This is a genomic window from Sphingomonas sp. CFBP 13706, from assembly GCF_014842355.1.
Lineage (GTDB): Bacteria > Pseudomonadota > Alphaproteobacteria > Sphingomonadales > Sphingomonadaceae > Sphingomonas > Sphingomonas aerolata.
Genome location: NZ_JACYVM010000015.1, coordinates 55,392 through 67,745, shown reverse-complemented (window position 1 = coordinate 67,745; position 12,354 = coordinate 55,392). Strand labels below are relative to the sequence as shown.

The window sequence follows — 12,354 nt, the reverse complement described above, 5'->3', positions numbered from 1 at the left end:
GACTTGAATATGTCATGGCCACGGTACTTGGCAGGCCAGACGTGTGACTCTCTATCCGTCTAATACCCTACCGCGCTAGTTTAGGCGTCCTGATCAGTCTGAATATAGGTACTTCCAAGACATAGAGTTCGCCTAATCATAGCGTCCAACCGTCCCGGTATTGGCGGTCAAGAAATTGATTAGCCTCGGGAAGGTTGGTTATCCGTCCCGTCTGTCCGTTGTAGCGGATAGGCTGGCCAGCACGCATCGCGACCATGCCAAGCAGCATTGTCTCATTCAGCGTTACTGCGTCGCCAAAGGGAGAGGACGGCTTCACCTCGCCCTGAATGGCAGCGATCCAGTTCATCTCGTGTCCGTCGCGGCCACCGGCGATACGCGGCAGCGATTGCGGGATTACTGCGGCGCGCTCGGCGGCACCGTCGCCAAACACGATGGGCTTCTCGCCGTAAGTTTCGTGCATCAGCATGCCCTTCTCACCGATGTACAGGACACCGCCCCCAGGGGTCATCGTGACGCCCGTTGGCAATCCCGGCGGCGTTGGAGGCATCAGCCCGCCGTCATACCAAGTCAAGCGAAGCGGCCCGCCGGGCGCATCCCCAAAATCGAAATAGGTCCCCCCCGCCAGCGGATAGCTGCCAAGCTCGACCGGCGGCTTGTCGTCCCACAGATCGTTGTCGCCGCCCCAGATCGAATGCCGGCTTTCTACCGCCGTCGGCACGCCCAGCGAGAGCGCCCAGACCGGAAAGTCGAGGAGGTGCGCCCCCATGTCGCCCAGCGCACCGATGCCGAACGGCACCCAGCCACGCCAGTTAAAATGGGCATAGTCGGGGTTGTAGCCCCATCCGACGGTCGCTGGCCCTAACCAGACGTCCCAGTCGAGACTTGCCGGCTTTGCGACGGGCGCAGGGCGGGCGATGCCTTGCGGCCAGACGGGCCGATTGGTCCAGGCATGAACCTCGCGTACGCGCCCGATCGCCTGTCCGCGGATCAGCTCGACCACGCGGCGGCCGTCGTCGCTCGAATGACCCTGGTTGCCCATCTGCGTCACCAACTTGGGCTTGGACGCGGCGAGATCGCGCAACACGCGCCCCTCGCGAACGGTGTAGGTCAACGGCTTCTGCACGTAGACGTGCATGCCGCGCTCCATCGCCATCTTCGCGGCGACGGCATGATGATGGTCCGGGGTCGCGATGAGAACCGCGTCGATATCGCGCTGTCGATCGAACATTTGCCGGTAGTCGCTGTAATGGGTCGCCCGGTCATAGGCGGCGCGCAGTGGCACCATCGTCGGCTTGGTCGCGCCGGTCGCCGTCACAAACGAACGGGCGACGTAATCGAAATCGACGTCGGCAACCGCCACGATGTTCTGGCTGGTGAGCTGACGCATGTTGTTCGCGCCCATGCCGCCCCCGCCGATCACGGCGATGTTGACCCGGTCGCTCGGTTTCAGTCGTCTTGCCCCGGCAACCGCCGGAAGAGTGAGTGCCGCGGCAGCGCCCAACATCGTGCGCCTCGAGACCGTTGTGAGTTTCACATTGCGCTCCTGTTTTGAATCGGCGCGCGACCCGTCATCCGCCCCTCTGCGCCCGCGACGCCCATTTGGACCAGACCGCCGGTGTCGCGAGCATCTTCATGTACACGCCGCCCACGACCGCGCGCGCCTGGAATCCAACCTGCGCGCCATCGATCGTTGCGTACCAATCGCCCAACGGCACCCGGCTAGGGGTTTCAAGCATATAACGATGCACCGGCGCGATCAGCTGCTCAAACCCCGATTGGTCGTCGGACAACGTCGCGCTCCATGTTATCCAGTCAAGCTTGGTATATGTCTTGCGACTGTCGAGTGGCACGCCGTACTTTTGCTGATGCTTAAGATAGAAGGCGACTTCCTGGCGCAGCAGTCCCTTAGGGAATACGTTACGGCCAAGCACCTTGTCCCATACCAAATTATACTTCTGGCTCCACGTACCCGGCCGATCGAAGGCGAGCTTGGTATGGTCGCCGTCCTGCGCCATCGCGACCCACCTTACTGCCATTTGCCGCGACAACGTGCGATACTGGGTTGCTTCGTCCTTCTTCCCCAGCAGGCGGGCAAGTTCGGCATAGCTGTCTAACGCGCTGATCGCCTTGATCGAAAGGTTGGTGTTGTGCGCGAGATGGCCAGCGAAGTCGTCGGTGCTCAGCTGGTTCTCGGGGTCTAGCCCCTTTTCGCGCAAGTACGTCGCCCAGCGTGTCAAAAGCGGCCAATAGTGTGCTGCGAAATCGGCATTGCCCCGGATCTTCGCCAGTGCGCCGATCATCAGTAGCATGTTGCCGCTTTCCTCGACCGGCATCTGGTCGTCCTCAGTCCGCTCCCCGCCCCCGTAGACCTGGCCGTTCGCTTGCGGATACGTCCCGATGTCATGCGGCGCGAACGAAAACCTCCACCGGGGCATCGACGCATAGTCGAGGATTGGGCGAAGCTGCGCCTCCAGCAGCGTGGGGTTGAACAGCAGGAAGAACGGCGACGTGGGATAGGTGATGTCGACCGTGGCGATGCAGCCATTGCTGAAATTCTCCTTGGAGAAATACAGCGGGCGGCCATCAATGTCGGCGACCAGTTTGTGCGCGGCCAGCGTCTGGCGATAGGCGACCACCGCGATTTCGGCATAGGCGCGACCACCAACCCGTTCCAGATCGGCGATGAGATCGCGATCAAACGCCTCGCCGCGCTTGCGCAATGCAGGCTCCTCCGCCTCCGCCCTGAGCAAAAGGTCCGCCATCGTCATCCCGTTGCGACGCCAGTAGGCGGGCATCCGGCGCTTGAAAAACTCGATCGCGTCGATGTCGTCATAGGCGAGCATCGCCCGCCGCATGTCCGCCGCCGCTCCGACATCGCCGAAATCCGCCAACATCGCCATTGCGGGACGATCCTGATGCGCGAGGCGCGGCATCGCAATGTCGTCCGCGACCGGCATCTTGCCGGTCTTAAGCAAAATGTCCCGCGCCCGCTCGCCGAGCGTCGCGGTGGTGGTCCCGGCCTGGCGCGGCACAGCCAGTTGCGCCCAGCCCCAGTCGATGCGCAGATTGTCGCCGACCTTCTGCAACACCTGCTGCGTGTTCGTGCCGATGTGCTGCACGGTCATGTCGCCGACCCGGCTGCTGCCCCAAACGACACTTTGCTGGTCGTTGTCCACCGCCAGTTGCGCACCTGCGTCAAAGTACAACTGGACCGCGTGGCGGCCACCGTCGGTCGCGCGGACTGTCCAGCTCAGATAAGTGACCGGCCGCGACAGCACGTCGAGATCGTCGGGTAGCGCGGGGGTGAAGAACGTCGCGGTCAACCGCACGCCGCCGCCGTCATATTCATAGGTGGTCCGCGTCGGCGTCAGCGCGCGCGACGTCTGCCGCATCGCATCGTCAGCCCCACCCCGCCCCATGAAGCGGAGCGCCTTGCCATCGACGCGGAGCCAGCCGGTCATCGGCTGGTCGGTCCCCGTCCAGTGTCGGGTCGATTGTTCGGTCGTTGTGTCGGCGAAGCTCCAGATGCTGAAATAGGGGTCGTGCGCAATCAACGGCGTTGCGGGGGTACGGGTCGTGACGGGTTCCTGCGCGCCGAGCGGTGGCGTGAACACCGCGCCGCCCAGCAGGGAAACTGTCATAGCGCGGAGCGCGATCGACTGAACTACGGACGTTTTCGGTATGGCGACCTTCATCAGATCACGGCGCGGAGCAGATGGGGTTTCGTACTTGCCAGATGCACCATCAGTTCGCCGAACAAACCGTTCGCCCACGCAAACCAGGGTCGCGTGAATTTGCTCGGATCGTCCTTATGGAAGGTTTCATGGATGAACCCGGTCCCGGCATCGGTGTCGCGGATCACCTTCAAGCATGCGCGGATCTGGGTGTCGTCGTTGCTCGAGAAGGCGCGGACGATCGTCGCCATCGGCCAGATCAGGTCGAAGCCTGCATGCGGCCCGCCAAGCCCTTCGCCCGCCTTGCCGCGGACAAACCACGGATTGCGCTCGCTCCACGCAGCCGCCTCGGTCCGCCGCCAGAGCGGATCGTCCGCGGGGGCGCACCCCAGGAACGACAGGCCGGACAGCGAAAGCTCGCAGCAATCGTCGAGGAAGAGTGCGTTGCCGAAGCCGTCGACCTCGAACGCCCAGACTTCGCTCCCGTCCGCCAGCCGCATCCTGCCATGCGCCGCGAGCGCCGCCTCGATCTCGGCGGCCAGCGTTGCCGCTTCCCGGGCAAGCTCTGCGTCACCGCGCGCGCCCTGCGCCACTTCGGCGAGTTCGCGCAGGGTCTTGGCAGCAAAGATGTTGGCGGGGATCAGGAAGGGAAGGATCGTGGCATCGTCCGATGGGCGAAAGCTCGAATGGATCAGACCGACCTTGCGAGTGGGATTGCCGACGCCCCACAATTGCGTCTCGGTCGGCTGGATATCACGACGCTGGAAACGGTATGGCCCGGCATCGGTCGTGCGCTGCTGCTCGCGAAAGGTGCGGATGATCGCGCGGGCGGACTGCGCCCATTCGGCGGTGAAGGGCGTACGATCACCGGTCGCCCGCCAATAGCTCGAGGCAAGCCGGAGGACGTAACACAGCGAGTCCACCTCCCATTTCCGCTCCGCCACGCCTGGCTTCATCGTCGTCTGGTCGTTCGCCGACGACGGCAGGTCGGACCGGCCTGCCGGGTCCTGCAAGAACGCGTTCGCATATGGATCGATAAGCACGCATCGGGCCTGACGAGCGATCAGACCGCGAAACAGCGCGGTGAGCGGCACGTCGCGCTTTGCCAGGTGGAGGAACGGCCTGAGCTGGGCGGAGGAATCGCGCAGCCAGAGACACGGTATGTCCCCCGTGATGACGAAGGCATCGTCCGCAGTCACCGACAGCACGGTAGTGTCCAGCGTGTTGGGATAACAATTCTCGAACATCCAAGCGAGTTTGGGGTCCGCTATCATTCGTCTGACCCGGCTAATCTCGCGCTCGACTGCGGGGCTGTGATATTTCCGATCCGCAGGCTTGGGACGTTGGGAGACGTGCATCGGACCGGCCGCTGCGGCAGGTTGCACTGCCAGCGCGGCGGTGGCGAGCAGCATCGTTCTGCGATCGATCAGCACGTCAGATCGCCTTCCGACGCGATTGTCCGAAAGAATGCGCGCATATCCCCTCCATTTCCGGTCGACCAAGCCAACCGTCTCGTTCGAGGCTGCGACTGTTGCAGGCTGCAGCCAAAGACCAACCAATGCGACCAGATAGGCAGCATCTGACCACACTCTGTCGCCCCGGATCCCGACCGTCAAGCAATCTTACACTTACTTGTTTTTTAATTGCAGGTTCATGTCCCCGGTGTCACATGACGTGCGTAGCGAGAAGACTATGGGCGGGCGGGAGCGCTTGCCGAAACAGGGAGAGTTCCATGCCCATCAACCGACGCGATGTGCTGGCCGCCGCTGGCGCCGTGACAATTTCGACGATAGCCCCGCGACCTGCGCTTGCGGCGACCTTCGTCAGCAAACGACCGCCCGTGCGGAATCGGAAGTTCCTCAGCCGAGCCGTGGAGAGCGAATTGTCCCGGATCAAGGCGCGCATCGCCGACCCGGAAATCGCTTGGATCTTCGAGAATTGTTATCCCAACACGCTCGACACGACGGTGTTCGCAGGGTCAATCGAGGGCAGGCCGGACACCTTCGTCATCACCGGAGACATCGACGCAATGTGGCTGCGCGACAGTTCGGTACAGGTCGAGCCGTATACGCATCTGATGCGCGATGACCCCGCACTCCGCACGATGGTGCATGGCCTGATCCAGCGGCAGGCACGCTGCATCCTGATAGACCCCTATGCCAATGCCTTCGTCCGTGACCCCAATGCCAAATCGAACCTGGATTCCGCGACACTTGACGCGACCGAGATGAAGCCTGGCGTTGCACAGCGCAAATGGGAAATCGACTCGCTCTGCTACCCGATGCGGCTCGCGCATGATTACTGGCAGGTCACGCGGGACAAGACACCGTTCGACGCCATCTGGGCTAAGTCCGCCAAGCTGATCGTCAGCACCTTTCGCGAGCAGCAACGCAAGACCGGACCTGGCCCGTACACCTATCAACGGCTGACCAAGATCCCGACCGACAGCCTAATGCTCGACGGATATGGCCCCCCTTCCCGCAAGGTCGGGCTGATCCATTCGATGTTCCGACCGTCTGACGACGCCTGCGTGTACCCGTTCCTCGTACCCGCCAACCTGTTCGCCGTATCAAGCCTCCGCCAAATCGCCCGCGTCCATCGCGAGGCGCGCGGCGACAGTGCGGCGGCGAGCGATGCAGAGGCGCTGGCGAACGAAGTCGAGGCTGCCCTGCGCGCACATGCGATCGTACCCGATGGACAGGGCGGAAAGGTCTGGGCGTATGAGGTGGATGGGTTCGGCAATTGGCTGTTCGCCGACGATGCCGGGATCCCCAGTCTGTACGGACTGCCGCTGATCGAGGCCGCTGATGCGCGGGATCCACTGTATCGGCGAACCGCTGCGCTCGCCTGGAGTCCGCGCAATCCGTTTTTCGTGCAAGGCAAGGCAGCTAGTGGCATTGGCAGTCCGCACATGGGATTGGACAAGGTCTGGCCAATGGCGATCATTGCGCGCGCAATGGTGTCGACGGATGAAGGCGTGATCCGCGCGTGCCTGCGCGACCTTAAAGCGACACATGCGGGTACGGGCTTCATGCACGAATCTTTCGACAAGGACGATCCGGCCAAATTCACCCGTCCCTGGTTCGCCTGGGTCAACGGCATGTTCGGGATGATGATCGCCGAACTAGCGAAGAAGCATCCGAAACTGCTGGAGGAGCAGTATTAGACCCGGGGTCACTCGGCCGGCGACTGAAAGACGAGATCGTTGAACGGCAGGATCGAAGCGCCGATCGCGGGAGCGTCGGCTGCGAGTTGCGCGGTCAAGACCGGAACCGACGGCACGATTTGGTCGTCGATGCTGCTGACCCTCAGCGCAACCGCCTCCGCCAGCTCGTCGATGAGCGGCCGCGGCAGCCTGCCCCCGATCACAATCGCGCCGGGATCGATCAGGCAGTTTATAGTGCCGATCGGTTGCGCCAGCGCGTCGGCGGCCCGTTCGATCCACGCCCTTACAAGTTCAAGGACAACGGGCCCGCTAGTCATCAGGTCGGTTGGCGCGATGTTCGTGAAGTCCTGCGTGACGAGGTCCGCACGCAAGGCGGAGAGCGACGCGATCGACTGTAGCGAATTTCCAACGCCGTCGTTTAGAAAGCCGATGCGTCCGGCGCGGCCAGTCGCGCCCTGGTAATAGCTTCCATCCACCACCATCCCGCCGCCAAGGCCTGCGGAAAGCAGGATGTAGAAGAAGCTGCGGTGAATCAGGCCGCTGCCAAATCGCGCCTCGCCGATCGCAGCCGCCGCCGCATCGTTTTCGATCAGGATCGGCCACGGCCCCAGTCCGCCAAATAATGCGGTGAGATCCACCGTGTCCCATTGCGCATATTCCGCAGGGCGCCCGGGCAAGTCGACGCGGCCCAACCCGCCGGGAAGCGCCACGCCGAGCCCGATTATGCGATCTGGCAACACCAGTTTCTGCGCAAGCAGCTCGTCAACCCTGTCGCGGAGAAACGCTAGAACCTCTTGGGGAGACGCGTAGTGGATTTCCTGCGTGTAGCCAGCGCGTACCGCACCGGTCAGGTCCAGCGCGACGACGCTCACGTGATCACGATCGATGTTCACGCCCAAGCTGAAGCAGCCGTCCGGATCAACAGCCAGCCGGATCGCGGGCATTCCCCGAACGCCCGTACGCCGCCCCTTTTCGAAGATGAAGTTCCGGTCGAAGAGCCTCTGCGTGATGTTGGCGATCGCAGCGGCAGAGAGTCCAGTCTGCTTGGCGAGTTCCAGCCTTGTGCATTCGCCCGCGCGCTGGATCGCCTCCAGCACAACTCGTTCGTTTCTTGCACCCGCACGAGACGGATTGGTCCCGTGCAGCGCCGGTCCCTGCTGTCGAATGCCATCGTCAATCATCAGCGGGCGTCGCATGCCATGGTCTATCCTTCAATGCCGGCGGAAACGGCGAGAGCCTCGCTTGGTTACTCCACCTGTCTGTAATGGAGAAGCGCCAGCGGGCCGGCTGCTCAGCGTCTGGGGCGTACCAGACGCTAGTCCTCTTTAATTATATACCTAGTTTCTTTTTAATTGACTGTGGCATCCGGTTGTTCGAAAGTTGCCTGCAATAGATGCCAACCGTCGCAACTCAGAGCGGTGACGGGATCGGTACGAGGACGCACGAGTAGGGAGGAGGTTCGTCGACGCAGACGCCCCCCCGTTTGAGAGGAGAGGCTGATGGGCACAGGACCAGTACGTACGACGTTGATGTCTGTCGTCGTCGCCGTTTCCCTTTCCGGCCTGCTGTTCGGCTTCGATACCGCGGTCATCTCGGGCGTGACGGATGCGCTTCGCCTCCATTATGATCTATCGGCCGCCGCGCTTGGCATAACGGTTTCCTCCGCGCTGGTGGGCACGATGCTCGGCGCAGCCACAGCCGGTATTCTAGGCGATCGGCGCGGCGCGCGGTCCGGCCTGCGTTGGGCCGCTGCCCTGTACCTGATCTCCGGGCTCGGCTGTGCGCTGGCATGGGGATGGTTTTCGCTGCTCGCCTTCCGGATTATGGCTGGTATCGCGATCGGAGTGTCATCGGTGCTCGCGCCGATCTATCTCGCCGAGATTGCGCCTGCCGCGCGTCGGGGTGCGATCGTCGGTGGCTTTCAAGTCAGCATCGTGATCGGCATCTTGCTCGCGTATGTCTGCAATGCCGCGGTCGATGCCTTAATTTCAAACCCCACGATAGCGTGGCGGTGGAAGCTGGGCTGCACCGCACTGCCGGCAGCGATCTTCCAGTTTCTGATGGTCCGGGTGCCGGACAGCCCGCGCTGGCTGACGATGCGCGGTCGTACGGACGAAGCCACGGCTGCTTCGCTGAGCCTCTATGGTCACGCGCCGATCCAAGAGGAGATCGTTTCCGCCGTTTCGCATGGCACGGTTTCGCTTGCCTCTCTGTGGACGGAAGCGCGCCGCCCCATGATCCTCGCGATCGTCATCGGCGCGCTCAATCAGCTGACCGGAATCAACGCTATCCTTTACTATCTGAACGACATCTTCGCCGCAGCCGGCTTCGCGCAAGTGTCTGCGAACCTGCAGGCGATTGCGGTCGGAGTGGCGAACCTGATCTTCACCATCGTCGGCATGACGCTGATCGACCGGGTCGGGCGCCGACCGCTGCTCCTTGTCGGCGGCGCTGCTATGGCAGTCCTGTTGACGGTCGCGACCGCGATCATGCTCGGGATGTTGCCGAAATTTCTGATGGTTGGTGTCCTCGTCTGCTTCATCGCGGCGTTTGCGACGTCGCAGGGTGCGGTGATCTGGGTCTATATGAGCGAAATCTTCCCTGCGCGCTTTCGTGCCGCAGGACAGGCGCTCGGTGCCGGAACGGTCTGGCTGTTCGATGCGCTGGTATCGGCGGTGTTCCCGGTCGCCGCCGCCATGTCACCCGCGATCCCATTCGCCTTCTTCGCGGTCTGCATGGTGGTGCAGTGCATCCTCGTCTTCCGGCTGTTCCCCGAGACCAAGGAAGCGTCGCTCGAAGAGATCGAACGTCGAATGCTGGGCGCGCGCCAAGGCCCGGCCCAATGAACCGCTATCTGGCGATCGACGTCGGCGGCTCGCACATTGCGTGTGCGCGAGTCCGTAGCGGCGTGGTGGAACGGCGGGCACAGCTGGCGGTCTCCGAAGCGCCCACCCTGCAGACGGTACTGCCCGAGCTCGAAACCATTCTCGTCGATCTGCGCCGCGGGGAAGACGTGACGGGCGTCACTGTAGCCTTCCCCGGTCTCATCGACCCTCGGTCGGGCGCGGTCGTCTCGACGCCAGCGGGAAAATATGAGGATGCGGTCGGCTTCGACTTCGTCGGCTGGGCGAAGGCAGCCCTTGGCCTGCCGATCATGCTGGACGTCGACGGTCGCATGGCGCTGCTCGGCGAGCGACGCTACGGCGCCCTGCTCGGTCGCGACGACGCGGTTCTGCTGGGTCTGGGGACCGGCATCGGATCCGCGGCGCTGATGGGGGGCGCGATCGTGCGGGGCCGGACTGGTCACGCATCGGTGCTTGCGGGGCATCTGACGATCGACACTAATGGACCGCTCTGTCGCTGCGGGAATATCGGCTGCGCCGAAGCGATCGCCTCGACTTGGACTCTTCCCCGCCTCATAGCCGCGCTGCCCACGCATGGTCGTCTCCATGAGCTTACGAAGCCGGACCTGAAGAACCTGTTCGACCTGGCGCGAGCGGGCGACCAGGACGCCTGTTCGATCCGCTCGACCTGCCTCACGGCCTGGGCGACCGTCGCGCTTAATCTCGTCACATCCTACGACGCTTCGTACGTTCTCATCACCGGCGGGGCGGCTGCGGCACCCGAAGTGGCGCCATTCATCCAGGAGCATCTCCGTCGCCACGTCTGGTGTCTGGGTGCGCCGCCGGTCGTGGTGCGGGGGGCGCTCGGGTCCGACGCAGCGCTGCTTGCCGCCACCCCCCTTTGGGAGGACCGCAATGGCCATCTATGACAAGCAGCCCGTCGTGCACATTGGCGGCGACCCGCAGGCATGCGCCGTTGGATGGACAGACATCGTTTCACGCCTTCCCGATACCGGCGATCTGAGCGTCGAATGCTATCCCGGCGCGCCAGTGGACCAGATCGTCGCCGCGATGCGGGCGGCCTATCCCGACGCCCAGGTCGTCGATACCGCAACCCTGTTCAAGCCGACGGAGGTGATCGACGATTGGATCGCCGCACACCTCGGCGGCGATCCCGTCTTCGCGCGTTTTGAGACCGTCGGGATCGACGCTTTCCTCAGTGTCGCCGCGGTCGCGGCCTGGCGGTCCGCCCGAGTGACCGATGCGCGCACGATAGTGGTCGGCCCGGGTGCCGCGACGATCCTTCCGACCTCCAATGCGTCGATCTACGTCTCGATGGCACGGTGGGAATTGCAGCAGCGCCAGCGCCGTGGGCACATCGGCAATCTTGGCAGTTGCAACCGTGGAACACGGGCCGCCGATTTGTATCGCCGGGCCTTTTTCGTCGACTGGCGCGTCGGAGACGAGATCAAGTACGATCTGCTGCCCCTCACGCAGTTCGTGATCGAGATGAACGGTCCTGAGCCCAAGATGGTCAGTACCGCGACCTACCTCCTCGCACTTGATCTCGCGGTCCACCGTCCCATTCGCGTCGTGCCCTTCTTCGACGCAGGTCCGTGGGGTGGTCAATGGATGCGAAAGCAGTTCGATCTTCCAGACGGTCCGCCCAACTACGCCTGGTGCTTCGACTGCGTGCCGGAGGAGAACAGTCTGCTGCTTGGCTTCGGCGATCGTCGGTTCGAGATTCCGGCGCTCGATCTCGTCCGGCTTCGACCTGAGATGCTACTCGGGCCCACCATCATGTCGCGCTTCGGCGCAGAGTTCCCGATCCGTTTCGACATGCTGGACACAATGGGCGGCGGGAACCTGTCGCTACAGGTCCATCCTCAGCACGACTATGCGCGCGACGCCTTCAACCTGCGCTACACGCAGGACGAGAGCTATTATATGCTCGATGCAGGCGACGATGCGGTCGTTTATCTCGGATTGACGGACACCGCCGATCCTGCGGTGTTCGCCGAGACGTTCGCCGCAGGCCAGAATGGTGGCCCTGCTCCCGACGTGGACGCCTTCGTGAACCGGATCCCCGCGCGGAAGCACGATCATTTCCTTATCCCCGCGGGAACCGTACATTCTTCCGGCAGCAATGCGATGGTGCTGGAGATCAGCGCGACCCCGTACATCTTCACCTTCAAATTGTGGGACTGGGAGCGGCTAGGGCTCGACGGTCGACCGCGGCCGATACACCTGAAGCACGGTCTGGCGAACATCGACTGGTCGCGGCGCGAGGACTTCACGCGCGATGAGCTCGTCAACCAGATCACCACGGTTGCAGAAGGCCCAGACTGGACGCGGGAGCGGACCGGATTGCACCGGCTCGAATTCATCGAGACCGAGCGGATCTGGTTCGCGTCCGCCGTCGATCTCGACACCCAGCGGAACCTCAACGTCCTGAACCTTGTCGCGGGCACCGCCGCGGTCATCGAGTCCCCGACCGGATCCTTCGCGCCGTACGAAGTCCATTACGCCGAAACCTTCATCGTGCCGGCCGAAATCGGCGCTTATCGACTGCGGTCGCTCGATGGAGACGGCGGCCGTTGCGCCGTGATGCGGGCATACGTCCGAACCGACGACGAAATCACCGACAATACAAAACAATAACGACACAGGG

The 12,354-nt window shown here is 63.2% G+C and carries 8 protein-coding genes and 1 pseudogene; 4 read left to right on the top strand and 5 right to left on the bottom strand.

Annotated elements, in window-relative coordinates:
• Positions 1-136: 136 nt before the first annotated feature.
• From IFS44_RS18615 to IFS44_RS18605, 3 genes are read right to left on the bottom strand one after another with little or no spacing between them, the layout of a single operon-like run.
• Positions 137-1,534, bottom strand: a complete 1,398-nt coding sequence (locus tag IFS44_RS18615) for a Gfo/Idh/MocA family oxidoreductase (RefSeq protein ID WP_192099594.1) — start codon at positions 1,532-1,534, stop codon at positions 137-139.
• Between the two features lie 34 nt (positions 1,535-1,568).
• Entirely contained in the window at positions 1,569-3,641 is a 2,073-nt protein-coding gene (locus IFS44_RS18610; protein WP_192099593.1) for a glutaminase family protein, read from the bottom strand.
• Between the two features lie 53 nt (positions 3,642-3,694).
• Positions 3,695-5,104: a glycoside hydrolase family 125 protein gene (locus IFS44_RS18605; RefSeq protein ID WP_244650434.1), complete on the bottom strand. Its 1,410-nt coding sequence runs from the start codon at positions 5,102-5,104 to the stop codon at positions 3,695-3,697.
• Positions 5,105-5,406: 302 nt separating this feature from the next.
• Here IFS44_RS18605 and IFS44_RS18600 point away from each other — a divergent pair, with 302 nt between their 5' ends.
• Positions 5,407-6,840: a glycoside hydrolase family 125 protein gene (locus tag IFS44_RS18600; RefSeq protein WP_192099592.1), complete on the top strand. Its 1,434-nt coding sequence runs from the start codon at positions 5,407-5,409 to the stop codon at positions 6,838-6,840.
• A gap of 8 nt (positions 6,841-6,848) precedes the next feature.
• Here IFS44_RS18600 and IFS44_RS18595 read toward each other — a convergent pair whose 3' ends face one another.
• Together IFS44_RS18595 and IFS44_RS23000 are read right to left on the bottom strand one after the other, a co-directional pair.
• On the bottom strand, positions 6,849-7,784 hold the full coding sequence (locus IFS44_RS18595; protein WP_244650429.1) for an ROK family protein: 936 nt from the start codon (positions 7,782-7,784) through the stop codon (positions 6,849-6,851).
• A gap of 63 nt (positions 7,785-7,847) precedes the next feature.
• Positions 7,848-8,021 (bottom strand): annotated as a pseudogene (locus IFS44_RS23000) (winged helix-turn-helix transcriptional regulator); the annotation flags it as partial.
• A gap of 318 nt (positions 8,022-8,339) precedes the next feature.
• Here IFS44_RS23000 and IFS44_RS18590 point away from each other — a divergent pair.
• From IFS44_RS18590 to IFS44_RS18580, 3 genes are all read left to right on the top strand, one after another.
• Entirely contained in the window at positions 8,340-9,686 is a 1,347-nt protein-coding gene (locus tag IFS44_RS18590; protein ID WP_244650428.1) for a sugar porter family MFS transporter, read from the top strand.
• A complete protein-coding gene (locus IFS44_RS18585; protein WP_192099590.1) occupies positions 9,683-10,612 on the top strand; it encodes an ROK family protein in 930 nt (309 codons plus the stop codon). Before IFS44_RS18590 ends, IFS44_RS18585 begins: the two co-directional genes overlap by 4 nt.
• A gap of 325 nt (positions 10,613-10,937) precedes the next feature.
• A complete protein-coding gene (locus tag IFS44_RS18580; protein ID WP_197977956.1) occupies positions 10,938-12,344 on the top strand; it encodes a class I mannose-6-phosphate isomerase in 1,407 nt (468 codons plus the stop codon).
• Positions 12,345-12,354: the final 10 nt, after the last annotated feature.

Coding starts and splice junctions, on each gene's coding strand:
- IFS44_RS18610 (WP_192099593.1), bottom strand. CDS start 3,641: ATGACAGTTTCCCTGCTGGGCGGCGCGGTGTTCACGCCACCGCTCGGC.
- IFS44_RS18600 (WP_192099592.1), top strand. CDS start 5,407: ATGCCCATCAACCGACGCGATGTGCTGGCCGCCGCTGGCGCCGTGACA.
- IFS44_RS18595 (WP_244650429.1), bottom strand. CDS start 7,784: ATGCCCGCGATCCGGCTGGCTGTTGATCCGGACGGCTGCTTCAGCTTG.
- IFS44_RS18590 (WP_244650428.1), top strand. CDS start 8,340: ATGGGCACAGGACCAGTACGTACGACGTTGATGTCTGTCGTCGTCGCC.
- IFS44_RS18585 (WP_192099590.1), top strand. CDS start 9,683: ATGAACCGCTATCTGGCGATCGACGTCGGCGGCTCGCACATTGCGTGT.